General features: G+C 70.6%; 19 protein-coding genes. 6 read left to right on the top strand and 13 right to left on the bottom strand.

The window, feature by feature from the left end:
• The first annotated feature begins 20 nt into the window (after positions 1-20).
• Positions 21-4,505 (top strand): DUF6531 domain-containing protein, encoded by a 4,485-nt coding sequence (locus K4G22_RS11340; protein ID WP_228079803.1) that lies wholly within the window; start codon positions 21-23, stop codon positions 4,503-4,505.
• Positions 4,506-5,929: 1,424 nt separating this feature from the next.
• On the opposite strand, the gene K4G22_RS11335 is transcribed toward K4G22_RS11340, so the two are convergent.
• From K4G22_RS11335 to K4G22_RS11320, 5 genes are all read right to left on the bottom strand, one after another.
• Positions 5,930-6,412, bottom strand: coding sequence for a hypothetical protein (locus K4G22_RS11335; protein WP_228079801.1), 483 nt, complete (start codon positions 6,410-6,412; stop codon positions 5,930-5,932).
• A 62-nt stretch (positions 6,413-6,474) separates the two neighbouring features.
• The gene (locus tag K4G22_RS11330) at positions 6,475-7,098 is read right to left on the bottom strand and encodes a hypothetical protein (protein WP_228079800.1); all 624 of its coding nucleotides are present in this window, start codon (positions 7,096-7,098) and stop codon (positions 6,475-6,477) included.
• 38 nt (positions 7,099-7,136) lie between these two features.
• Complete coding sequence (locus K4G22_RS11325; RefSeq protein ID WP_228079799.1) at positions 7,137-7,964, bottom strand: hypothetical protein; 828 nt, start codon at positions 7,962-7,964, stop codon at positions 7,137-7,139.
• The gene (locus tag K4G22_RS31935; protein WP_425336650.1) at positions 7,909-8,379 is read right to left on the bottom strand and encodes a putative T7SS-secreted protein; all 471 of its coding nucleotides are present in this window, start codon (positions 8,377-8,379) and stop codon (positions 7,909-7,911) included. The genes K4G22_RS11325 and K4G22_RS31935 overlap by 56 nt, the downstream gene beginning before the upstream one ends.
• Entirely contained in the window at positions 8,376-8,705 is a 330-nt protein-coding gene (locus K4G22_RS11320; RefSeq protein WP_228079798.1) for a hypothetical protein, read from the bottom strand. The genes K4G22_RS31935 and K4G22_RS11320 overlap by 4 nt, the downstream gene beginning before the upstream one ends.
• Positions 8,706-8,844: 139 nt before the next feature.
• On the opposite strand from K4G22_RS11320, the gene K4G22_RS31930 reads away from it, so the two are divergent.
• From K4G22_RS31930 to K4G22_RS11310, 3 genes are read left to right on the top strand one after another with little or no spacing between them, the layout of a single operon-like run.
• On the top strand, positions 8,845-9,117 hold the full coding sequence (locus tag K4G22_RS31930) for an RHS domain-containing protein (protein ID WP_425336649.1): 273 nt from the start codon (positions 8,845-8,847) through the stop codon (positions 9,115-9,117).
• Complete coding sequence (locus tag K4G22_RS11315) at positions 9,114-9,617, top strand: hypothetical protein (protein WP_228079797.1); 504 nt, start codon at positions 9,114-9,116, stop codon at positions 9,615-9,617. The genes K4G22_RS31930 and K4G22_RS11315 overlap by 4 nt, the downstream gene beginning before the upstream one ends.
• Before the next feature lie 3 nt (positions 9,618-9,620).
• Positions 9,621-10,493, top strand: coding sequence for a hypothetical protein (locus K4G22_RS11310; RefSeq protein ID WP_228079796.1), 873 nt, complete (start codon positions 9,621-9,623; stop codon positions 10,491-10,493).
• 81 nt (positions 10,494-10,574) lie between these two features.
• Here K4G22_RS11310 and K4G22_RS11305 read toward each other — a convergent pair whose 3' ends face one another.
• The 3 genes from K4G22_RS11305 to K4G22_RS11295 form a co-directional block, all read right to left on the bottom strand.
• Positions 10,575-11,612, bottom strand: a complete 1,038-nt coding sequence (locus tag K4G22_RS11305; RefSeq protein ID WP_228079795.1) for a CU044_5270 family protein — start codon at positions 11,610-11,612, stop codon at positions 10,575-10,577.
• Positions 11,609-12,232 carry an RNA polymerase sigma factor gene (locus tag K4G22_RS11300; RefSeq protein WP_228079794.1) on the bottom strand — a complete coding sequence of 208 codons (624 nt, stop codon included), beginning with the start codon at positions 12,230-12,232 and terminating at the stop codon, positions 11,609-11,611. The genes K4G22_RS11305 and K4G22_RS11300 overlap by 4 nt, the downstream gene beginning before the upstream one ends.
• 87 nt (positions 12,233-12,319) lie before the next feature.
• On the bottom strand, positions 12,320-13,552 hold the full coding sequence (locus K4G22_RS11295; protein WP_425336792.1) for a PP2C family protein-serine/threonine phosphatase: 1,233 nt from the start codon (positions 13,550-13,552) through the stop codon (positions 12,320-12,322).
• A 162-nt stretch (positions 13,553-13,714) separates the two neighbouring features.
• Between K4G22_RS11295 and K4G22_RS11290 the strand changes: the two genes are divergently transcribed.
• On the top strand, positions 13,715-14,662 hold the full coding sequence (locus K4G22_RS11290) for a Rieske (2Fe-2S) protein (protein ID WP_425336648.1): 948 nt from the start codon (positions 13,715-13,717) through the stop codon (positions 14,660-14,662).
• A gap of 30 nt (positions 14,663-14,692) precedes the next feature.
• Here K4G22_RS11290 and K4G22_RS11285 read toward each other — a convergent pair whose 3' ends face one another.
• The 4 genes from K4G22_RS11285 to K4G22_RS11270 form a co-directional block, all read right to left on the bottom strand.
• The gene (locus tag K4G22_RS11285) at positions 14,693-15,478 is read right to left on the bottom strand and encodes an FHA domain-containing protein (protein WP_228079791.1); all 786 of its coding nucleotides are present in this window, start codon (positions 15,476-15,478) and stop codon (positions 14,693-14,695) included.
• An 82-nt stretch (positions 15,479-15,560) separates the two neighbouring features.
• Positions 15,561-17,480, bottom strand: coding sequence for a serine/threonine-protein kinase (locus tag K4G22_RS11280; protein ID WP_228079789.1), 1,920 nt, complete (start codon positions 17,478-17,480; stop codon positions 15,561-15,563).
• A gap of 160 nt (positions 17,481-17,640) precedes the next feature.
• Positions 17,641-18,585, bottom strand: coding sequence for a DUF7192 family protein (locus K4G22_RS11275; protein ID WP_228079787.1), 945 nt, complete (start codon positions 18,583-18,585; stop codon positions 17,641-17,643).
• Positions 18,582-20,141 carry an AAA family ATPase gene (locus K4G22_RS11270; protein ID WP_228079785.1) on the bottom strand — a complete coding sequence of 520 codons (1,560 nt, stop codon included), beginning with the start codon at positions 20,139-20,141 and terminating at the stop codon, positions 18,582-18,584. The genes K4G22_RS11275 and K4G22_RS11270 overlap by 4 nt, the downstream gene beginning before the upstream one ends.
• 171 nt (positions 20,142-20,312) lie before the next feature.
• Here K4G22_RS11270 and K4G22_RS11265 point away from each other — a divergent pair, with 171 nt between their 5' ends.
• Positions 20,313-22,256 (top strand): polysaccharide lyase family 7 protein, encoded by a 1,944-nt coding sequence (locus K4G22_RS11265; RefSeq protein WP_228079783.1) that lies wholly within the window; start codon positions 20,313-20,315, stop codon positions 22,254-22,256.
• 62 nt (positions 22,257-22,318) lie between these two features.
• Here the strand turns inward: K4G22_RS11265 and K4G22_RS11260 are convergent, their stop codons facing one another.
• Positions 22,319-23,323, bottom strand: a complete 1,005-nt coding sequence (locus K4G22_RS11260; protein ID WP_228079781.1) for an ornithine cyclodeaminase family protein — start codon at positions 23,321-23,323, stop codon at positions 22,319-22,321.
• Between the last annotated feature and the right edge of the window lie 23 nt (positions 23,324-23,346).

Below are 23,346 nucleotides of genomic sequence, written 5' to 3'. Positions count from 1 at the left end.
CTGATTGGTCTCCGGTGGATATGGAGCGGGATCCAACGCCTGGTGACCCGGAGGAAGTACGGGAGCTGGCTGACGAGTTACAGGTGTTCGCCGACGATGTCGGGGAGGCGTTGGGCAGGATCCGTGGGTTGGCGTCCGAGCGTGCTGTCCTGGATTGGGCGGGGCTTTCGGCGGATGCCTTCCGTGGCGAGTTCGACGGGGTTCCGGGCAATCTGACGAAGCTGGAGCAGAGTTATTCCCTCTGTGCGGGGGCGCTGCGTGCCTACTGGCCGAAGCTTCAGGCGGCTCAGGGGATGGCGGATCGCGCGCTGGACCGGGCGATCTCCGCCCAAGTCGACCTCGGTAGCGCCCAGTCGGCCCTCGGCGACGCGACGGACTGGGTCGGCCGTGCCGGTGAGGAGGCGGAGCGGCTTCAGCGGGCGGGGGAGTGGGAGAACGTCGAGCCGCCGGATGAGGCGGAGGTGCGGGACGCGGCGCGGGATCGGCAGGCCGCCGACGCGGCAGCGACCGCCGCCCAAGGACGGGTCGATGACGCTGAGGAACGCCTCTCCGCCGCACGCCAACTCGCCCAGGACGCACAGGAGATGCGCGAGGAAGCTGCCCGGCAGTGCGCGCAGGGCATTGATGAAGCCTCCGACGCCGGTATTCAGAACCGGCGTTGGTGGGAGAAGGCCATCAACTGGGTGACGGAGAACTGGGACACCTTCGTCGAGGCATGCAAGGTGATCGTGGCGGTCCTCGGCCTCGTCGTGATGATCATCGGTGGCCCGTTGGCGTGGGTGGTGCTGGCCGCCGCCCTCGTCGTCCTCGCCGACACCCTCGTCAAGTTCGCCCAGGGCAAGGTCGGGCTGCTCGACGTCGTGTTCGCCGCGCTCGACTGTATCCCCGGGATGAAGGGGATCACGACGGCCGCCGGCCTGGCACGCGGTCTCCGGTCTGCCGGCAGGGTCGGGCTGCGTGGCATGTCCCAGGGACTGCGCGGTGCGGCAAGGAGCGGTCGCCGCATGGTCACCGAAGGGGCGCGCGGTGCCTACAACCGCACCCGGGACATCGTGCGCAACGTGGCGACCGACCCCGTGGACATGGCCACGGGCGCCATGTATCTGCCCCAGACCGACCTGGTGCTGCCCGGTACTCTGCCGCTGGCGTTCCGTCGTCGGGTCGAGTCGGGATACCACGCGGGCCGGTGGTTCGGCCCTTCCTGGGCGTCCACCGTCGACCAGCGTCTTGAGATCGATGACGAGGGCGTGGTGTTCGTCACCGAGGACGGGCTGCTGCTCGTCTATCCCATGCCGCCGGAACCCGACGTTCCCGTCTATCCCGACGAAGGGTCGTCCCTTGCGCTGAGAAGGCAGTCGGACGGCGGCTGGACGGTGTCCGACTCGCTGACGGGGCATGTCAGACGTTTCGCGAGCCAGGAGCGCGGCATCGCTCCTTTGATGTCCCTGTCCGACCGCAACGGTGCGACGACCAGCTTCCTTCATGACGAGGACGGGACGCCGACACGCATCCGGCACTCGGCGGGTTACGAGTTGCGGCTCACCACCGACGAGGGGCGTGTCACCGCGCTCAAGCTGGTTGATCCGGATGACGGCTCGCTCACGACGATCCGTCGCTACGAGTACGAGGCAGGCAACCTCGTCGCGGTCGTCGGGCCGTCCGACGCGTCATTCCGGCTGAGCTATGACGAGCGGCTCCGGGTCACGTCCTGGACGGACAGCAATGGCCGTTCGTACTTCTACCGCTATGACGAGCGGGATCGATGCGTGGCGCAGCGGGGTGAGGAAGACCATCTGTCGTTGGCCTTCGCCTACGACATCCAGGACGCGGCCTGGCCCGACCACCGCGTCACCATCTCCACCAGCGCCGGCGGCTCCGTGCGGCGTTTTGTCATCGACGACTCCTGTCGGGTCGTTGCGGAGACGGACGCCTGCGGCGGCATCACCAGGACTGAGTACGACGCGCGGAACCGCGTGACCGCACGTATCGACGCTGCGGGGGGCATCAGCAGGTACGCCTACAGCGAGGCCGGGCAGCCTCTCTCCGAAACCAGTGCTGACGGCGCGACGGTCGAATTCGAGGCCGATCCCGTGGCGCGCGTCGTCACGGTGGCTGAGGAGGACGGCGCCCAGTGGTCGCGTCGGTTCGACGAGCGGGGCAACTGCACGAGCGTGACGGATCCGTCCGGAGTCGTGACGCACTACGCCTACAGCGATCTCGGGCATCTCGCGAGCGTCACCGATCCCCTCGGGGCCACCACGACCATTCGCTGCAACGACGCGGGGCTGCCGGTCGAGATCACCGATCCGTTGGGTAATCGCACCATTCAGCGGTACGACGCCTTCGGTCGACGCACAGAAGTCGTGGACCCGCTCGGCGCGATCACCCGCACCGAGTGGGCGTTGGACGGGAAGCCCGCCCGCCTGACGCGTCCGGACGGATCGTCGGAGACATGGGACTACGACGGCGAAGGCAACTGCCTGCGGCACACCGATGCCGCCGGCCAGACCACCTCGTACGAGTACACGCACTTCGACGTTCCGGCCTCTCGCACTACACCGGATGGCGTCCGGCACTCCTTCACCTACGACTCCGCGCTGCGTCTCGTCTCCGTCACCGCGGAGGACGGGCTTGTCTGGCGGTACGAGTACGACGCCAACGGCCGGGTCGTCGCGGAGGAGGACTGGGACGGGCGCCGCGTCACCTTCCGCCGTGACCTGCTCGGACGCATCGTCGAACGAACCAACGCGTTGGGCCAGAGCGTCGCCTACACCTATGACGCGGCAGGGCGCACGGCGACGAAGACGGTGGCGGACGTCGTCACCGAGTACACCTACAGCCCAGGCGGAGCGCTGCTGCGCGCCGTCGCCCCTGATTGCGATGTCGCCTTCGAGCGTGACGCGCTGGGACGAGTCACCGCCGAGACCGTCAATGGCCATGTCCTGCGCTTCGCGCTGGACGCCGCGGGGCAGCGCGTGGAACGGATCACCCCTGGTGGCGCCCACAGCCGGTACAAGCGCGACGCCGCCGGCAACCTGACCGGGCTCACCACCGTCGGACGGGCCCTCACCTTCACCCACGACGGACGAGGCAGGCAACTCTCCCGCAGCCTCGGGGAACGCTTCACCCTCGCCCAGCAGTGGGGGCCGGACGGCACCCTCGTCAACCAAACCCTGCTGAACCCGACGGGCACCGTTCAGCGCCGTGACTACGGCTACCGGGCGGACGGCGCTCTGACCGAGGTCGACGACCTCCTCCGTGGTGACGTCACCTTCACCCTCGACACCGCCTCCCGCATCACCAGCGTGCAGGCGCCCAACTGGAGCGAGAGCTACGCCTACAACGCGTTGGGCGACCAGGCACACGCCACCTGGCCGGTTCGCCAGGCGGGGAGCGACAGTTCCGGCGACCGGACGAGTCACGGCACCACGCTCACCCGAGCGGGCTCCACGCGTTACGCGTACGACGCCGTTGGCCGGCTCGTCGAGAAGCACACCTCGGACGGTGTCTGGTACTACGCGTGGGACGCGGAGGACCGACTCACCTCCTTGACCACGCCGACCGGTGCGTGCTGGCGTTACCACTACGACCCCTTCGGGCGACGGCTCTCCAAGACCCTCGGCGCCGACGAGGACGAGATCGCCGAGATGACCGTATTCACCTGGGACGGCGAGACCCTGGTCGAGGAGTCCAGAACGGACGGGACGACCAACAGCACGGTCACGCTCTCCTGGGAGCACGAGAACGGGCACGTCCTGAGTCAGGCCGAACGTCGGGTCGACTCCCTCTCCGGGGCCGAGCTCGACAGCCGGTTCTTCGGCATTGTCACCGACCAGGTCGGGACGCCCACCGAACTCGTCGACGAGAACGGCGGCATAGCCTGGCGCGCCCGCGCCACGCTCTGGGGAGTCACGGCCTGGCCGGCCGAAAGCCACGCGTACACTCCGCTGCGCTTCCCGGGCCAGTACCACGACCTCGAAAGCGGACTCCACTACAACCGCTACCGCTACTACGACCCGGCGGTGGCACGCTTCCTCTCACCCGACCCGCTCGGCCTGGAACCGGCCCCCAACCCGTTCACGTACCCATACAACCCGCACCTTTTCGTCGATCCGCTCGGCCTGTCGCCCTACGGTGGCTTCCGAGGCCGGATGAGAGCCTGGTTCGGTGGTGACAGGGTCCGACAGGAGGCTGTCGATCAGCAGATGCGTGCGGCCCGTACACCGACACGGCTAGGAGACCTGGAAGGGATTGAACTTCCCGACATAGGAACTGACCCTATGAAGGAGGGGATCATGCGCAGCATGGGTGACGAGCAGCTCCTCGAAGCCATCAACGACCCGGACGGCATCGGTCATGTGGTCACGCTGGGGGAGGACTCGGTCTCACAGGGAAACCATCGGATCAACGAGGCGCTCTCTCGGATGAACAACCCACGACATCCGGGGATCACGCCCGACACGGAGATTCTGGTGCTCGGCGACAGATGGGACGACGCTTCGTGAGATTCCGACGCCTTCGTATGCGTTTCGAGCGGCGTATCCCATCCCCCGTGGGCTGGCCGGTGCCCGCCCGCCCCAGACGTGCTACCCCACTGGAGATCGCAGAGCTGATCGAGGAGGCAAAGAAGCGAGGCGACAGCCGTATCGGACGCGGATATGTCCCGGTGAGTCAGGATGCCTGGTGTGCGATCACTCCCATTCAGTACGAAGAGTCACCTGACCCAGCCTGGATCTGCATTTTTTGGCAGTACGGGGGACAGGAGAGCTATCGTTTGGGAATCTCTCATCAAGATTTCTCTTGCTTGGACTTGCTTTCGCGTGATGAGCAGGTGCAGGTGATGCAGCGGCTCATGCTCAGAGCGTCCCTGGGGAAAAGCAAGTTTAATTAGGGGGTATAGGCAACAACGTGTGGGGTATGCGGGCCTCTGGGAGAAGCAGGGCCGGCATGAACTGTCCGATCAACCGCCGCGTTCTCTCCGCCGCCCAGCCTCCTCTTGATCAGGACGAGTTCCACTCCCTTCCCCAGAGGGACGGTGGCCACCGGATGGTGGAGGTCGTGGAACCGGATGCGACGGAGTCTTGCCTGACGGAGCAAGGCGTTTCGCAGTGCCCCGGGAGGGCGCAGACGTAGCCATTCCTTCGGGGGCGACGATGTCGTTGGTGGCGGCGCGCCCAAAAGCTGAAGTCTGACGAACTTCTTTCTGCCTGCACTTTATTTCTGTCGGGCTGGTTGGTTGCCGGTGTTGGGCTGCCAGCGCCAAGTGCGGAGAGGGGCATCGGGCGGGGAGCTGTTCAGCGACCTGTGGGTGCGGGATCCTCTGCGGGCGGCAACCGCACCTTGGTGGTTCTGCGGTGCGGGCGGAGCCCCTGGCGAGGGCAGATGGATGTTTCTCCGAAGCCGTTCACCTCGAAGTGGAGCAGCTTCGCTTGTGCGGTTGTCAAACGTTGTCCCCGCGGGTCTTCGGCTCGCTTTTTTGCTGGGCGGGATCCGCTCGATCGAGGGTGGGAGAGATGCGCTGTAGGTGCCGGTGTCGAGTCGAAGGGGAGTGCCCCTCCCGGAAGCGGTGCAGAACCAGGAGCACTCCCGATCGGGTGGGGAGGACCCACCAGCAGACGCGGCCCCGCCGGCTCCTGGAACAGTCGCACCGGTAGCCGCCGCGTATCCCGTTGGGAAACCGCTTCAACCCACCGGCCGTCCACCCGGTTGAAGGTGCGACGCGACACCACCGTATCGGCGAGTTGCCGGTCCCGGTCCGCCCCGCCAGCTTCGCCGTCGCCCTGCGGAAGTGCGCGTCGAACCTCTCAACGTCTGCCCGGTCCTGACGCAAGACCAGCTGACGAAGGAGCGTCATCCGCACCACGGCGCCGCCTTGAGTCGAGGGATCCTTGTGCCGCGTCGGGTTGATGGGCCGCGCCCAGCGGCGGCGTCAACCGGCCGATGGTGGCCACGGCTGCTGCTGGTAGGGGGGTTGGGGCTGCTGCTGTCCGACGCTGGTGAGGAAGTAGTGGAGTTCTCGCTGCCAGAGAGAGATGACGCGCATCTTGCTGGGGCGGCGTCTTCCGGGGAGTTGGTAGCGGAATTCGGCGTCGCCGTAGCCGTCCCACCTCAGGTCGCTGAAGGTGCTGAGGAACTGGGCGCGGGGGATGGTGTGTTTGACGCGTTTCACGCGGTGGAACACGCGGCCGGTGCGGATGAAGAGGACGTGGTGGTCGGTGAGGACGACGGTGTAGAGGCGTTCGACGAGCGTCTCGTAGAGGGACAGCGCCCAGACGAAGATCGTCGCCCAGGAGAGCGTCTCGCCCAACTCCCCTGAGGTGGCCTGGAACGTGACCCAGGGCCGTTCGGCTGGGTGCGCCTCGGCGGCTCGTCGGGTGCCGTTCTCCACGATGGCTGGTTTGCTGACTGGCATCTGAGCATCCTCCGTAGGGCACGCGGCCGTACCGCGGGCCGCTGATCACGTCATGACGTTCGTCAGTTGGCCGGCGGCGGCCCTGGGCGTTGCGTCGGATGAGCTCTCCCGTCCTCCACCGGGCCGGCGACAAACGCGATGCTGCGCAGCAGGCGCACGACGGATGGCATGTACGTCTCCCAGTGCGCTGGTTGGGGTGTGCTGAAGGAGACCGTCAGGAGGTACTGATCGGTCAGCGACGGCGATGTCGGTACCGGGACGTACGCCTGGAGTTCGGCGACGCGCAGCACGAACGGCTCCCTGGAGCTGTCCTGCCAGGGCACGTCGTAGGCGTGTCCACCGGTGACCACGGCGGCTGGACCGCACGGCAGGTCGTAGACACCTCCGGTCCACCCCTTGCCCTTGGCTGCCACGAGGGAGTGCATTGCCCCCTCGGCGGCGACCCGGGCGCTCTCTCCGTAGGAGAACCTGTGCGTAGCGACGACCAGTGTGGCGGTGGAACGCTCCCCGCTGATCTCGCGCAGCGCGCTGCCTGCGAAGAGCGTGCCGGTGGCGCGCAGGAGACCGGAAAGCGCGTGGAACGGACGTACCAACTCGTTGTCGACCGGATGCTCCCCCGCGCCGCGGGCGTCGAACTCGCGCCGCAGGTAGTCAGCGGTCCCCTCGGCGGTCATTCCCGCGGGCATGCCGGTGTAGGCTTCCGAAACTTCGAAGAGAGCCTGCACTACGCCGCCTCCCGGTCATGCCACGCGCGGTCGAAGCCCTGATAGAGCGGGACTTCCGGTATCGCGACAGGGCTGGGAGTCGGCATAGTGGCCAGCCCCAGTGCCTCGACATGGCTCTGGTCGGCAACCGTCTCGGACAGCACCTGCCGGGCGGAGGCGCCTGGAACGAACGCGGTCGTCTCCGCGTCGGCGGCGCTGGCCTCAAGAGGAGCACCCTGGACGAAGAACTGGTCCATGTCGACCTCCCGCGTCTCGATCTCGCCTTCCCACGGCATCTCCAGCCAGGGCCAGTCGATGTCCTCCCAGGGGTACTGGACATCGGCGCCGCCCCAGTCCGCCACGCCGTAGGCACCGAGGCCGGCCAACTGCATCGTCCAGCCGGAGATCTTGAAGCCTCTGGCGACGGCCAGAACGACACCCCTGACCTGTGGGATCGGAATGAACCTGGCGACGTTCCGCAGCACGTTGCCCACGGTGGAGTACACATCGGCAATGGTCATCAGGATGTCCCCGATGACCGCGATCTTCGCGGCGTTCTCCCGGATCCACTGGGCGACGTTCTCCAGGACTTCCTGGGCGAGGTCCGTGACGGCGTTGATGACGTCGCCGATGGCGTCGCCGATGCGCGAGAGCCAGCCTGGTTTGTTGGGCGCGATGTCGCCGGCGCTGTTCAGTCGTTCCGCGATCGACTCGCCGTATTCGGTGTAGTCCATGGCGAGTGCGAGCGCCCGGCTGCGGATGTCCTCAAGGCGCTGCTGGGCGGCCTGTTGGTCAACCTCCTGCCGACGGAACCGGGCCATGGCTTCCTCGCGCTCCTCTTCCGGCATCTCCTCGAACGGGTTCACCGGTGTGGGGGAGGGCAGAGCGTCCACCGCGGTTTGCGGCCTCGCGGGCCTCGATCTCCAGGTTTCTGGCACGGTTCTGTGCCCCCGGCATATAGCGTGACCAGTCCTCCAACGCTGAGGCAGCGACGGCGAAGGAATCGCGCGCCGCTTCGACCTTGGGTCGGAAGTCGTCGTCGAAGCTCTCGCGAAACGCCTCGGCGGACCGCCCGCGCCACTGTCCGGGGCCGGCGGTTCCGCTGAGCAGGAACACGATGTCGCTCAGGGTGGTGGCGGTCTGTCGCACGTCCTGAGCGATCCCCGTGGCGGTGGGCTCATCGCCAGGACAGGGGACGAAGCCCAGGGCCGGATAGTCCGCCTCCTGCTCGGGCGAGGGAGCCGCTGGTAAGGACCAACTCATACGGCGACCACCTCATGCGGGCTGTTGCCCGGGGCGCTGGGTCCGAGGGAGGACGCGAGCTCCTCGTCGATCCCCTGGAAGGCGCGGATCACCTCGTCCAGGGCGGCTGCGGCCTCTTCGGCGAACTCGCCGAGCTGCGAGATGCCGTACTCCCACTCGCCTCCGAAGTCATCCATCCGGTTGACGAGACGCGAGACGCCCATCGCCGTCCCGTCGGCCTCGGCCATGGCCTGACATGGCCGTTCCATCAGATCGGCGATCTGTCTGATGTTGTCCCGGGTGGCGCGGAGCATGTCGAAGTCCAGGTATAGATCGCTGGTAATCATGTCAAACCCCCTGCTCGTGGGCGAGCGAGTCTCCGGTAATGGGCTACGCGGAGATGACGGCACCCAACTCCCCATTGGGGCCGTCGAGTTAAGCAGTGTAGTCAATTGGTGACCGTAGGGGTAGGGCTTTTGACTCTCCGTGAGTGGTGGCAGGGTCGGGCATGTTCTGAGTCAGGCCGAACGTCGGGTCGACTCCCTCTCCGGGGCCGAGGTCGACAGCCGGTTCTTCGCCGTCGTCACCGACCATGTCGGAGCGCCCGCCGAACTCGTCGACGGGAACGGCGACATAGCCTGGCGCGCCCGCGCCACGGGGTCGCGGGGCGGCGAAGTTGGGATCGGTAGTGGGGGGCGGCTTCCTACGGTGACGGGGTGCTCAACCCCGAGCGCCCGTGTCGAAGGAGGACCCACGTGAAGTGGTTCGACAAGAAGATCAAAGCGCACCAGGACCAGGCCTTCCGGACCTTCGCGGAGATGCAGAACGTCCCGCCGGAGCAGCTTCAGGCGGCGCAGTTGAACGTCATCCAGGGTGCTCAGGGGCATTACGACCCGGCCATGGCCGCCGTGCTCAGCGACCAGGAGACGGCGGACTTCCTGGCTCTGCCGCAGGCCGAGCAGATGCGCCAGCAGCAGGAGTTGCAGGCCTACGGTCAGCGGCTGAGGCTGCTGTGGGAGACGGGCACCGACGTGGAGGTGACGATCACCTCGATCGAGGCAACCGGCGTCACCCTGGGTGGGCAGCGCCAGTACACGATCGGTGTGCGGGTGACCGGGGCCGGTGAGCCGTACCAGGCCTCGGCCGTGCAGATGATCGCGGCGCCGATGTTCGCCAGTTTCGCCGTGGGCGCCCGGTTCAGCGGAAGGATCAACCCGCGCGACCGCGCCGAGGTGGGGATCTTCCAGCGGATCGGCTGAGTCATGGACCCCTTCACCACACGTCCGGTCGCGCCGAACTCCCGCCCGGACCCCGGTCCTGCGAAGCGTCGTCGGGCCCTGGTGTCGCTGGTGGTGCTGATCCCCGTGACCACGGCCCTCTGGGCCCTGGCAGCTTTCGCGTCGGTGTCGTTCCTCGACACCTTCCGGCTCATGGCGACCAATGACATCGACGGCTGGGGGGACGGGGTGGGCAGCCTGGACGGCGGGCCCGTGGTGTTCTTCGGCGCGGTCTTTCCCGCCTCGCTGTTCGGGTTCGCCGTCATGTGGCAGTCCACCAGCGCGTTCGCCACGTTCAAGGCGGGGGCGACGCTGAGCGGCGCGGTCGGATCCGGCGGCGCTGCCGTGGGGTTGCTCGTCGCCTGGCTGGGGGATCGGTGGACAGAGCCGAGGGCGGTGGGGCAGTTCGCCTCCGCGGGGGACGGCACCTCGGACTGGGGTCCGCTCTCCTGGATCGCCTACCACGCGTCATGGCTGTTGCCGGTGGTCTTCGGCGGCATGGCGGCGATCGGCCTGCTGCGGTTCGTCTCTTCTCACCGGCGTGGTCGGTGGGCGGACACCAAGGCGGCGGAGATCAAGGAGCACGGGATCAGAATGCCGGGCACCATCGACCGGGTCGTTTTCACCAACACCTGGATCATGGGGAACCCGCAGTTCGAGGTCACGGTCACCTATGTGGCCAAGTACGGGCCACGGCAGGCGATCCAACGGTTCGTCACCCCCGCCATGTCCGCCCCCACCCGCGGCGGACAGGTGGATGTCTGGTACGACCCGCTGGGTGACGAGGGCACGGTGCTCGTCGAGTTGACCGAGCGCAGCTCCGACCACGGGTTCGACCCGGGTCTGTTCCCCCGCTGAGGCCCACTCGACGAGTCCGCCCCGGCGCGCGTGCGCGGCCGAGTGGGCGGGGTGCGGTGACGCCCGCCCACTCGGGGGGAGTTACGCGGTCTCGTTCGTCGCGTCGCCCGGGCGCTGGCGCAGTTCGTCGACGATGGTCTGCTCGACGACGCCCGTCCAGCCGAGGAGCGTGCCGGGCTCGGCGCCGTTGCCCTCCAGGGCCACGATGCGCTCACCGAGATAGGCGTAGGTCTCCTGGTCGAAGACCCACTCGATGCGCTCGGCGTAGGTCTCGCTCTCCAGGGCGACGGCGATGCCCTCGTTGCCCGTCGCGTCGGTGGCGTCGTCGACCACCATCACCCCGGGGATCTGGCCGGCGGCCTCGTACAGGCCGGCGCTCAGTCCGGGCGGCAGCAGGTTCTCCCGCAGCAGGGTGCCGATGGTGCTGAACGCGCGCTCCTCGGGGGAGTCGCCCTCACCCAGTCCGTCCTCGTAGATCAACTCCAGCAGCGCGTCCGGGTCGGTCGGCAGGGTGCTCAGGAAGTCGTAGGAGGGGCTGGACAGGCTGTCGCCGAGCCCCTCCTCATCACCGAGCTCGACGCCCTCCTCCTCCATCCCCGGCGCGTCCGGCTCGATCAGCCAGCCCTGGGACCCGTCCGGCGAGAGCCAGATCTCGCGGGAGCGCAGCGGCGACAGCTCCGCCGTCGGCTCGTTGGTCTCCCCGTCCTCCGAGGCCTGGATGAACTGGACCTGGGAGTGGGTGTAGATGAACTGGTCGGCCTCGGGGACCTGGGGCTCCGCCGCGTGGGCCGCGGAGACGATCTGCCCGATGGTCTCCTCCAGTTCGGCGTTCGGCGCCGGCTGCTCCCGCGCCACCGGCGGCGCGTCGCCCGGCGCGTCGTCGCCGCCCCGCAGGCCGACGACCAGGGCGCCGGCGGCCACCGCCATCGCCACGGGCACGCCGATCAGGGCCAGCCTCCGGCGGGACCGAACCGGCGCCTGGCGGGGTTCAGGGGTCTGTGCCTCGTTCATCAGGTGCTCCTCAAGGACGCGTTGACGGTCGGGAGACAGCACCGGGTTCCCGGGCGAGGGGAGCAGGCGCGCCAACTCCTCGCGCTCGGGGGTGTCCTCGTGCCTCATCGGGTTCTCTCCTCGATCGACCGGACCGCCAGCTGCCGGCGGTCACCCTGTACTTGTCCGCGCCGCCGAGAGGGTTCCGCGTTGTCCTTCCGCAGTTCCTCGGCCGCGAGCCGGCGCAGTCGCGTCCTGGCCCGGGACAGGCGGGACCGCACGGTCCCGACGCGTATCCCGAGTGCCTGCGCGGTCTCCTCATAGCTCAGACCCGACCAGACGTGCAGCATGAACGTCTGCCGCTCGCCCTTGGTCAGCCGATCCAACGCGCGCTTGACCGCGGCGAGTTGTTCCGCGTCGGCGAGGCGTCCGACCAGTTCGTCGGAGAAGTCCGGCGCCACGGGGGGTGCGGGAAGCCTGGCCATCGCCTGCTCGTGGCGGCGCTTGGCCCTGGAGGTGTTGCGCAGCACGTTGACCGCGATGCCCATCAGCCATGGACGAGGCGTGTCCCCCTCGTCCCGCAGCCGTTCGCGCAGCCGCCATGCCTCCAGGAAGCACAGCGAAACGACATCCTCGGCCAGACTCGGATCACCTGTCGCTCGTGCCGCATAGCCGTAGACCAGCCCCGCGTAGGACTGGAACAACTCCCTGAACGCGTCCGGATCGCCTGCCCGTACCCGGGCGTGCATCGTATGGTTCACTCCCCGTCTTGTCCGCGGACCCCCATGGGTTCCTGTGATGTGCGCCACACTCGCGGGGTGCGGTGGGCGCGTCCGTCACAGGGGAAGGACGACCAGGGCGGTGTCGTCGGTGGCACCGGCCGGTGGGATCAGATCGGCCAGGAGCGCGTCGGCGAGCGGTTCGGGGCCGGCGTCCCGGTGGCGGGTGAGGGAGCCGGCGAGCCGGGCCAGGCCGGCGTCGATGTCCTCGTGGCGGCGTTCGATCAGCCCGTCGGTGTACAGCACCAGGGTGGCCCCCTCGGTGAACGGGATCTCGGCCTGGGGACGGCGGACGTGTTCGGGGCGGGCGCCGAGCGGGGGATCGGTGGCCCGGTCGAGGAAGTCCACGGTGCCGTCGGCGTGCAGCAGGGCCGGCGGGGGATGGCCGGCGCTGCTGTAGGCGATGGTGTGCCCCGCGCGGTCGATGAGGGACGAGACCGCGGTGGTCGACTCGGCGCCGTCGACCGAGCGGGCGTACAGGCCGAGGACCTCCAGCGCCTCGGCGGGACCGTCCGCGACGCGGGAGGCGGCGCTGAGCGCGCTGCGCAGCTGGCCCATGACGCCGGCGGCGGCCAGGCCCTGGCCGACGACGTCGCCGACGGCCACCGCGACGCGGTCGCCGGGCAGGTCGACCAGGTCGTACCAGTCCCCGCACACGTCGAGGTCGCCGGCGGCCGGGCGGTAGCGCACCGCCGCGCGGTGGTGCCGCAGGGGCCCGAGGACCGGCAGCATCGCCTCTTGCAGACTCTGGGCGACCTCGCGTTCGTGGGCGTGGGCCTGGCGCAGCCGTTCGTTGACCGCCTGTAGTTCCCGGGCCCGAGCGCGCAGTTCGGCCTCCAGCACCGTCGCCCGGTCCTCGCCGCCCGAGCCGTCGCGGGTGCGGATCAGCTCGGTGATGTCCGACTCCAGGTGCAGCAGCAGCGCCACCCGTCCGTCCGGGCCGAGGACGGGGACGTTGACCGGGCTCCAGTACCGCTCCTCCCACACCCCTGGCCGGTCCTGGCGCTCCACGTCGTAGCGGTGCACCGCCATGGCGTCGCGCCGCCCGGTTTCGGCCACCCGCCGCAGCGACTCCCGCAGCATGCGGCTGCCGGCCACGGCGGGGGCCTCGGGGTTGTCGGCGAAGGCGTCCGCCAGGCCGCGGCCCACCACCTCGTCACGGGTGCGCCCCATGCTCCTCAGGAACGCCGCGTTGGCGTCCGCGTACACCAGGTCCGTGGTGAACAGGGCCACCGCGTTCGGCAGCGCCTGGAAGACGGCCCCGTAGTCGATCTCGGATGCGTTCACGATGCCACCTGTCCGCGGCGCTGTGCTGACCACGTGCCCTTTCACGATAAGCACCAGCGACGTTCCGGGCAGATCAGCGCCCGGTGCCAGGTCTCCCCGTCCGCCCCCCGCGTGAGTTCGCCCCCGGGCGGGTTTGCCTCCCGCGCGAGGGGGAACTCGCGGGCGATGGCCGTCTCGCAGGATTCACTGTTCAAACGTTCCCAGGTGTTCAGCGGGTTGCTCCGCGGTCTGATGGCCGGCCCCCGGCGTCCGGGCCCGGCGCTGTCCGCCATGGACCGGATCGAGGGCTCGCGCCGCGCCGACCCGCTGATCCCCCCGCTGCGCGACGCGGTGCACACGATGCCGGCCGGACTCAGGGACGCCCTGCACGGCACCTGGCTGGGTCACCCCGCGCATCCCGCCATGGTCCAGATCCCGCTCGGCACCTGGATGTCGGCGGCCGTCCTCGATCTGCTGCCGGGACGCCGGCGCGCCGCCGATCTGCTGATCGCCGTGGGGCTGAGCGCGGCGGCCCCGGCCGCGCTCAGCGGCTGGGCCGACTGGGCGGAGCTGCGCAAACCCCAGATGCGCGTCGGCCTGCTGCACGCCGCGAGCAACACCGCCGCCGTCGCGATGTACGCCGCGTCGCTGTCCGCCCGGCTGCGGGGCCGCCGCGCGGTCGGCCGGGGGTGGAGCTACGCCGGGCTGGCCACCGTCAGCCTGGGCGGCGCCCTCGGCGGGCATCTCGCCTACCGCCAGGCCGCCGGCGTCAACCACACCGACCAGGTCGCCGCCGCGCTGGACCCCGGCTGGCACCCGCTCGGCGCCCTCGACGACTTCCCCGTCGGCACCCGGGTCACCGCCACCGTGCGGGACGTCCCGGTCCTCGTCTTCCGGGAAACGGCCGACACCGTCCGCGTGCTCGCCGAGCAGTGCGGCCATGACGGCGGCCCGCTGTCCGAGGGCGAGATCGCCGACGGCTGTGTGCGGTGCCCGTGGCACGGCAGCACCTTCCGGCTGACCGACGGCTGGAACGTCACCGGGCCGGCGACGGCTCCCCAGCCGGCGTTCGAGACCCGGGTCGTGGACGGGCGGGTCGAGGTCAGGCTGCCCGCCGCGGACAAGGAGACGTGACGGCGTCGGCCCGCCACGGGGCGAGGGGCGTCATTCGAGGTCGAGGTCCAGCTCGGTGAGGTCGGGGGGGACGAGGGTGGTGGAGTCCACCAGCTCCCGCAGCAGGTTGTGGATCAGGGTGCCGTCGCTCGCGTCGTCGTCCTCGTCGCGCACCAGCTTCGTCGGCACGCGACCGCTCTGGTGCAGCCGTCTGCGCACCGCCCCGACCCGCTCCTCGATCCTGCGCTTGGTCCAGCCGAACTCGGGGCGCAGCGCCTGGAGTTGGGCGACCGCCCGGCGGTAGACCAACGGTCGGGGCTCCAGCTCGTAGCGCAGGTAGCTCTGGCCGAGCACGATCAGCGCGAGTCGTTCGTCGTCGTCGAGCGGCCACCGCTTCGGCGGCACGGTGCTGGCGGTCTCCTTGGCGTTCTGGCCCCGGTCGTCCCAGTCCGTGACATACAGCTCGATGAGGTGTTCGCGGTAGCCGGAGCCCCGGACGAAGACGGGCGTGTATCCGGGGGCGAGCGGGATGGGCTCGGTGCTGGTGTGGAGGAGTTGGCCGCGCGGCAGCCGCAGGAGCCGCTGGCCGGTGTTGCCCAGCCACCAACTCCGGTCGCTGTAGGTCAGTTCGCCATGCCGGCGGCTGACGCAGGTGTCGTCGCCGCCGACCTTCAGATCCGTCTCGGGCTTGCCGCCGCGACCGAAGCGGATGGTGCTGCCGGCCCTGGGGGCGGCCCTGATGCCGCCGGCGAGGGTGCGCGCCTGGAGCGTGCCGGGCGGCGGCGCTCCCTCGCCGTAGGGGAGACGGGCCAGGCTCGGGGGACGACGGACGCTCATCACCGCTCTCCTTCGCGTTCTCGGCTGTGGCGGGGGACGCGCGTCCAGTCTCCCGCGACCTCTCGGGACCCCTCCCCGGGACTCAGCCCGTGGGCGCCGGGGGGAGTTCGGCGGCGGCGGAGGCGGCGAGGTCGGAGGCCATCGCGCAGAGCTCGTCCATGGGCCGCCGCCCCCCGACGTACAGGCGCACCATCTCGGCGTAGGTCTCGGCGTTCTGGCCGCCGTACCTGCGGTACTCGACGAAGACCGTGCAGGTCTCCTCGCCGTTGCCCTCGGGCGTGACGAACGCGTCGTAGCCGCTCAGCCGCAGCCGCCTCTCCTCCGGGGCGTTCTTGGGCTGGTCCCGGTGGAAGGACACCTCGGTCTCCAGCCGGTCGGTGTCGCCGGACCACTCGCAGTCCCAGCTCTCGACCCCGGCCTCGGGATCGTCCACGTCGAGGCCGGGAACGACCGAGAGCGCGTCCTGGTCGAGCAGCGCGCAGGCGTCCGCCCAGACCAGTGAGGAGTCGGGGAAGGGCGTGGCGCGACGGGGGACGGGCCCCTCGTTCAGGACCGAGGCGACGCCGTTGGCGACCGCGTCGGCGACCGAGCACAGCGTGGCGTTGCCGCCGGCCACCGGGCCGTCCTCCAGGTTGACGCGCACCCCGAGCACGATGCCGTCGCTCTCCATATGGGGTGGCAGCAGCGTCAACGCGCACTCGTCGCTCTGGGCCGGCTCGTCCATGACGCCCACCGCCTCGATGGTTCGGGTGAGTTCGGAGCTCTCGGGCGGCGAGCCGGGGCGGAGGGTGACCGACACGTCGAAGCGGGTCTCCTCGTCCGGGCGGACGATCACCTCGCAGGTGTCGAAGTTCCCGAAGTCCCAGTCCACCTTGACGGCGCCGCGCCGGTCGAGCGCGTCGAGGTCGACGAGGGCGCAGAGGTCGGCGCTGCCCGGCTCGCCGATCAGGGAACGGGGCTCGTCGCCCGGCGCGGCGTCCGTGGGCCGGCCCCCGGCGCCGGTCGCGTCGCCGCCGGCGCCCCCGTTGTCGGCGAGGGTCACGATGCCGAGGGCCAGCAGGGCGACGCCGAGGACTCCGGCGAGTAACGGCCAGCGTCGGCGCGGGCGTTCGGCGGGCGCGGCCGGTGGGGCATCCCCGGCTCCGTCCGCGACGGCCGCCAACAGCCGTCCGGCCTCGGCGGCGTCGGGGCGCTGCCGGGGATCCCGTCGGAGCATGGCGGTGAGCACGGGGTACAGCGGGCCCACGGCCTCGGGGGACATCGAGACGACGCCCTGCTCCGCCCGCCAGTACCGCAGCAGTTCGGCGTCGTCCCCCTCGACCGGATCGATCGCGTCGTCCGCCTCGGGTTCGCCGCCGCGCGGCGGCGAACCGGTGACCAGCGCGTGGAGGGTGGCGGCCAGGCCGAACACGTCGGCGGCCGGCCGGGGGATGTTTCCCCTGACCAGCTCGGGGGCGGCGTAGTCGGGCGTGAAACTGGAGGGGCCGTTGACCGTGACGGTCTCGGTGCCCCGGAAGCGGTAGGCGGCGCCGAAGTCGAGCAACTTCGCCGCGCCGCGTCGGCTGAGCCCGACGTTGGCCGGTTTGACGTCGCAGTGGACGAGGCCCGACTCGTGCAACGCGGCGAGCGCGTCGGCGAGTTGGGCGCCCACCCGGGCCGCCTGGTCGGGCGGCATCGTCGGCCGGCCGTCCAGGCCGCCGCCGGGCACGTACTCCATGATGAACCAGTACGCGCCGTCCCCGTCCCCGTCCCCGTCCCCGTTCCGGGTCACGATGTCCAACAGGGTGACGACATGCGGGTGGTCGCGGAACTTCGCCAGCGCGCGTGACTCGCCCAGCAGTTGCCCCAGGCTGGTCGCGCGGGCGCCGTCGATCCGCTCCGGCTTCAGCGCGATGTCCTCCTCGACCAGGGTGTCGTGGGCCAGCCACACATCCCCGTTCCGGCCGGTGCCGATGATCTCCTTGAGGACATAACGGCCAGCGAACTCGTCTCCCGGACGCACGCACTTCCCCCAGCCTGAGCGAGACGCACGGCTACGCCACCGCGCACAGACCGAACCTACTGTCCCTGGCGGGCCGTAGGCGGCGACTTACCCAGGGTCTTTACGGGAAGCCCATATGCGGGTACCGGGACGGCCGCGCCGCCCGCCGCCGGCGGGCGGTTCAGTGGCGCTCCCTGACGAGCCCCAACTCGCGGAACACCTCGGCGCACCAGGCCATCGCGGACTCGAAGGTGTGCCACTGGGGATCGGCCGGCTCCAGATAGGGCAGCACATACGGGTCCCTGACGCCGTCCGGAAGGTCGTCGGGATGGCAGGCGTACGACGCCCACCCGTAGTCGTCCCGGCACATGCGCTCGGCGCGGTCCCGAGGGGCGCTGTCCCACACCGCGAGCCACAGCCGGCGCAGCATCGCCGGGTGGGCCAGCACGAAGATCAGACGGCCCAGGTCGAACGGCTCGGCCGCCGAGATCACCCGCGCCACCGACACATAGCGTTCGCCCTCGACATGGACGCACATGCCGGACCAGATCTCCGCGCTGTGCCCGGCGGCGATGATCGCCGAGCACAGCGCCGCCAGGGCCAGTCCCCGGTTGCGCACCGAGGCGTGCGGCGTGGCGTTGGTGTAGCCGGCCGGCACCAGGAACGTGACGACCCGCCCGCGCGTGGAGACCCGTTGCGGCGTCGCGTCCACCATGCACTCGGGCACGCCGGACAGATAGGCGCCCACATCGACCTCGCTGCCCGTGACATCCCAGGTGGGGACCAGCATGGTGGTCACCACCTCGTCGCGGACGCGCTCCCGCAGCGTGGCGATGGCGGCCTCCACCTCGGGCACCTGCCGGGTCCAGCCGTCGGTGGCGAGGCGCAGCGCCTCGGGCCAACTGGCGCCGGCCCACTCGCCCGTGTTGTGGCGGCCCTGGCCGCCCTCGATGGTGTCGGGCGCCCTGGCGCGGTCCAGGAACTCCTGCCAGGACCACATCGGGGGCAGCTCGTACCCCACTTCGCGTTCCGCAGGCGAGCCGGGGGCGTCGCCGGAGCCGTCCAGGTCGCCCGGCCCGTCCAGGCGGGCGGGCACCTCGTGCGGTCCCGGCGGGTACGCGCTCACGGGTCCACGCCCAGCGCGGCACGGTGCGCCGCCGACATGCCCCGCACGATCCGCCACCGGATGGCCTGCTCCACGCTCGCCCCGGCCTGGAGGAGCTTGGCCGCGTCGATGCTGGCGCGCGGCGAGAACATCACCGGCAGCCGCTTCTCGGCGGCCACCGCCCGCAGCCGCCGCACCTCGTCCAGCACCTCCCGCGCGTGCACCGGCCTGGACGGCGCGTGCGCCAGCGTGATCTTCTCCTCCAACTCCTCGTCCACCGGCACCTCGATGACGAGGAAACGGTCGAGGGTCGCCGCGTCCAGCGCCTGCCGGCCCACGTACTGCCGGTCGCCGCCGGTGCCGAAGGTGTTGGCGGTGGCGACCAGACGAAAGTCCCGGTGGGCGGTGACCATGCCGTCGGCGAACGCGCAGGTCCCGATGGACAGGGCCTGGTTCAGCTCGGCCAGCAGCCCGGGATGGCCGCTGTCCAGCTCGTCGAGCAGCATCAGCCCGCCCTGCTCGAAGGCGCGGCGGAACGGGGTGTCGTGGTAGTGGCCGTTGGCGTCGTAGTAGCCGAAGATCTTGCTCATCGGCGTGGTCGGGCCCAGCGAGAGCGCCTGGAACTCCAGGCCCAGCGTCTCGGCCACCTGCTTCGCCAACATCGACTTGCCGGTCCCCGCCGGCCCGACCAGCAGCACATGGCAGCGGGCGTGCAGCGCGGTGAGCACATCGGGCAGCACCTGGTGCCGGTGGCCCACCAGGCGGACCGACTCGCCCTCGGGCAGCACCACCTCCAGGATCGGGGGAGTGACCTCGGCCAGGATGCCGGCCGCCTCCACGCGGGCGAACTCCAGCAGCGCCTCCCGGCCTTCGTCCAGCAGCCCCCGCACCGTGGCGTCGCTCTCCCGCGTCAACTCCTCGATCGCCGCCGTGGCCTCCCGCCGCGCTTCCCCGACCTCGCGCAGCGCCCGTTCGGCCCGCTCCCCGACCTCGCGCAGCGCGGTGTCCGCCCCGTCCCGCACCTCCCGCAGCGCGGCGCCACTCCGCTGCCCGGCCTCCTCAAGCGCGGCGTCGGTCCGCTTCCTGACCTCGGCGAGCGCCGCGTCCGCCGTCTCCTGGACCTCCTCACCCACCGCCGTGGCCCGCTGCCTCATTTCGGACAGCGCGGAGCCCGTTCCCTCCCGCAACTCCCTGAGGGCCGAGCCGCTCCCCTCCCGCAGTTCGGCCAGCAGCGCGCGGCTGTCCGTGCGCACCTCGGCGATGGCGGCGCCGCTCTCGGTGCGCACCACCCGCAGCACCGATCTCCCCTCGGACCGCACGTCCTCAAGCGCCGCCCTGGCGCTCGCCGTTCCCGCCGCCTTCCCGTGGGTGCCGGCGATCTCGCGTACCTCGCTCGCCTCGACGCGGGACTCCGCCAGCAGCTGGCGGGTGACCTCGGTCGCCGCCTCGTGCGCCGTGTCCCGGACGAGTTGACGCACCCGCTCGCCGATGGCGGCCTGGACGCCGTGCGGTCGCACGGCGTCGAGCGCCACCTCCCAGGCGATCCGGCGAACGTCCAGCGCGGTGTTCCTGCGCATCGCGGTTCCCCTCGTAGTCGCTCCGATCCCGTCGGAGGGGAATTCTCCCGACGCTCCCCGTGACCCCTCCCGGGCGTCGCGCCGCGCCGCTCCCCGGGACCCCTCCCCGGCGACGGTGCCTAGCATCCCGCCGCACAACGAACTCGGATATTCGGATAGGGAGGACACCCCGTGAGGCAGATTCGCTCAACCCGTTCCGCGCCGCGGAGACGCGGGCGGCGGTCGTTCGCGGTTGCCGCCGTCGCCGCGGTCGCCGCGACGGCGTTCGTGCCGGCGTCGGCGCGGGCGGCCGACGAACAGGTGACGCCGGGCCCCGACGCGGTCACGGCCAGCACCAGCGACGAGAACGTCCCGGCGAACGTGGTGGACGGCGACCTCGGCACCCGCTGGTCGGGCGAGGGCGACGGCGCCTGGCTGGAACTGGACCTGGGCACGACCGCGACCGTCAGCCACATCAAGCTCGCCGTGCACAAGGGCACCACCCGCCAGAACGTCTTCGAACTCCAGCACTGGGACGGATCGCGCTGGGTCACCGTCCACGAGGGCGAGAGCAGCGGCCGGACGACGGGGTTGGAGACCTTCGCGTTCGAGCCGGTCGAGACCACCAAGGTCCGCTATCTCGGCCACGGTTACGAGAGCGACGTGGACGAGGAGGGCGACTGGAACAGCCTCACCGAGGTCGAGGTCTGGACGGGCCCGGCCGACGACGGCGGGGGCGGCGGCGCCGAGCTGCCGGCCGAGGTGCTCGACCTGAGCGACTGGAAGGTCACGCTGCCCATCGGCGACGACGAGGACCCGACGGAGATCTTCCAGCCCGAGCTGGACGGCTACTCCCACGACCCCTTCTTCACCGTCACCGACGCGGGGGACGCCGTCCGGTTCCGCGCGCCCGTCAACGGCGTCACCACCGGCGGCTCCAGCTACCCGCGCTCCGAGCTGCGGGAGATGGAGAGCGGCGGCGGTGACGAGATCGAGTGGTCGTCGACCGACGGCACGCACTCCATGACGGTCGAGGGGGCGTTCACCCACCTGCCGGAGGACAAGCCCCACCTGGTCGCCGCCCAGATCCACGGCGGCGACGACGATGTCACCGTCCTGCGCCTTGAGGGCTCCGAGCTGTGGATCACGGAGGGCGACACCAGCAACCACCATCTGATCACCGACGACTACGAGCTCGGCACGCTCTTCGAGCTGCGCTATGTGGTGAGCGACGGGGAGATCGAGGTGTACTTCGACGGCGCGTTGGAGACGACCATCGACCACTCCGACTCCACCAACTACTTCAAGACCGGCGCCTACACCCAGGCCAACTGCGGCAACTCCTCCCCGTGCGACGAGGACAACTACGGCGAGGTCGAGATCCACTCGGTGAGCGTCACCCACGACGACGACAGCCGGGACTCCGACCAGACGCAGGCGGCCGTCCGCCACGACTGGGGCACCCCGCTCCCCATCTCCGACGAGTTCGACTACGAGGGCCCGGTCGACCCCACCCGGTGGGCCGTGCCGACGGGCGAGGTCGGCGGCACGGCCGGATGCTGGGAGGGCCACGCGGGCAACGGCCGCCGGTGCGCCAAGAACAGCACCGTCGGGGACGGCGTCCTCACCATGGTCGGCGAGGCGAACGGCGACACGGGGTGGCTCAGGCAGGAGCGCGACGAGCGGTACGGCCGTTGGGAGATCAGGTCGCGTTCCGAGAACACCGGATCGACGGGCGGCCTCTACCACCCCCTGCACCTGATCTGGCCCACCGAGGGCAACCGGCTTGAGAACGGGGAGTACGACTGGGTCGAGTACTCGGACCCCGACGCCCAGTGCCTCACCGCCTTCCTGCACTACCCGCAGAGCCCGACGGACGAGAAGGAACGCCGCGACCTGTGCCCGCTGGACATGACCCAGTGGCACAACTTCGCCTTCGAATGGACCCCCGACGCGTTGGTCGGCTACGTCGACGGTGAGGAGTGGTTCCACCTCTCCGACGGCGCGAACGACGACCGCGGGGACATCCAGGACATGCCCTCGGGCCATCTCAACATCCAACTCGACAACTTCACCGGCGACACCGGCCTCCGCCCCGCCGTCTTCGAGGTGGACTGGGTCCGCGTCTACGCCTGACGACGCCCTCGGCCTCCTCCCCCTCGGGGGAGGGGAGGAGGCCGAGGGGAGTGCCCCCCGGTTCAGGGGCGGTCGTCCAACGGTTCGCCCGTGATGGGGAGTTCGGTGCCGGCGCCCTGGGTGCGGGCGCGGTGGTAGGTCTCGTGGGCCAGGGCGACGTCCCAGGCGCCCACGCCCTGGGAGCAGAACACCGTGATGCCGGTGGGGGGTCGGGCGGCTGAGAGGACCAGGGCGCCCAGGGGCTCGACGCGGGACCAGTCCACGGTTCCCTCGGCCGCCGCCATGCGGAGGTCGCCGCTCACCTCGCGGGCCTGGGCCATGTCGTCCACATAGACGGCGTCCGCGCGGGCGAAGAGCGCCGCGTCGGCCTCCCTGCGCGCCGGCGTGTTCGCCCCGGCCAGCACCACATGGGTCCCGTCCCGCACATCGGCGCCACGCAGGATCGGCTCCGTGGCCGCGGTGACGGTGACGACGATCCGGGCGCCGGCGACCGCGTCCACCGGGCGAGGGGTGACCTCGCAGCGCAGCCCCAACCGCTCGGTGACCCGGCGGGCGAGCGCGTGGGCGCGCTCCGGGGTGCGGTTCCAGAGCAGCACGCGGGTGATCGGGCGCACCCGGGCGATCGCCTCGATCTGCCCCCACGCCTGGTAGCCGGCGCCGAGGCAGCCCAACACCTCGGCGTCCGGCGGCGCGAGCAGGCCCGCGGAGACCCCGGAGGCCGCGCCGGTCCGCAGCAGGCCGAGGCGGTTCGACTCCAGCAGCGCGCGCAGTGTGCCAGCCCCGTCGAAGAGCGTGAACCACGACTTCTTCCGGGCGCCGCCGCCGGCGGAGGCGGAGATCTTGGCGCCCATCCACCCCTCGTCGGGGGAGGACACCAGCCCGTCCTCGGTGAGGGCCAGCGCCCCGCCCAGCACGTTGAGCGCGGCGTCGCCCAGCGGCAGCCGACGCCGTGGCGCGTTGGCGGCATGGCCCCGGCCCTGCGCGGCCAGCGCCCGCTCCACGCTGACCAGGGCCTCGTCCATGGTGACCAGCCGTGCGATGTCGCTGTCGTCGAGGAACAGGACCATGTCGCTTCTCCGGTTTCTGCCGA

The organism is Streptomyces profundus, assembly GCF_020740535.1.
Classification (GTDB): Bacteria; Actinomycetota; Actinomycetes; order Streptomycetales; family Streptomycetaceae; genus Streptomyces; species Streptomyces profundus.
This window is presented reverse-complemented; position numbering and strand designations above follow the sequence as displayed.

Bases quoted from the DNA above. Each gene is read 5' to 3' on its own strand.
- K4G22_RS11290 (WP_425336648.1), top strand. From the start codon at position 13,715: ATGGCCGTCTCGCAGGATTCACTGTTCAAACGTTCCCAGGTGTTCAGC.
- K4G22_RS11285 (WP_228079791.1), bottom strand. From the start codon at position 15,478: ATGAGCGTCCGTCGTCCCCCGAGCCTGGCCCGTCTCCCCTACGGCGAG.
- K4G22_RS11260 (WP_228079781.1), bottom strand. From the start codon at position 23,323: ATGGTCCTGTTCCTCGACGACAGCGACATCGCACGGCTGGTCACCATG.
- K4G22_RS11325 (WP_228079799.1), bottom strand. From the start codon at position 7,964: ATGCCGGAAGAGGAGCGCGAGGAAGCCATGGCCCGGTTCCGTCGGCAG.
- K4G22_RS11340 (WP_228079803.1), top strand. From the start codon at position 21: ATGGAGCGGGATCCAACGCCTGGTGACCCGGAGGAAGTACGGGAGCTG.
- K4G22_RS11320 (WP_228079798.1), bottom strand. From the start codon at position 8,705: ATGATTACCAGCGATCTATACCTGGACTTCGACATGCTCCGCGCCACC.
- K4G22_RS11330 (WP_228079800.1), bottom strand. From the start codon at position 7,098: ATGCCCGCGGGAATGACCGCCGAGGGGACCGCTGACTACCTGCGGCGC.
- K4G22_RS11310 (WP_228079796.1), top strand. From the start codon at position 9,621: ATGGACCCCTTCACCACACGTCCGGTCGCGCCGAACTCCCGCCCGGAC.
- K4G22_RS11305 (WP_228079795.1), bottom strand. From the start codon at position 11,612: ATGAGGCACGAGGACACCCCCGAGCGCGAGGAGTTGGCGCGCCTGCTC.
- K4G22_RS11300 (WP_228079794.1), bottom strand. From the start codon at position 12,232: ATGCACGCCCGGGTACGGGCAGGCGATCCGGACGCGTTCAGGGAGTTG.
- K4G22_RS11270 (WP_228079785.1), bottom strand. From the start codon at position 20,141: ATGCGCAGGAACACCGCGCTGGACGTTCGCCGGATCGCCTGGGAGGTG.
- K4G22_RS11335 (WP_228079801.1), bottom strand. From the start codon at position 6,412: ATGCCAGTCAGCAAACCAGCCATCGTGGAGAACGGCACCCGACGAGCC.
- K4G22_RS31935 (WP_425336650.1), bottom strand. From the start codon at position 8,379: ATGAGTTGGTCCTTACCAGCGGCTCCCTCGCCCGAGCAGGAGGCGGAC.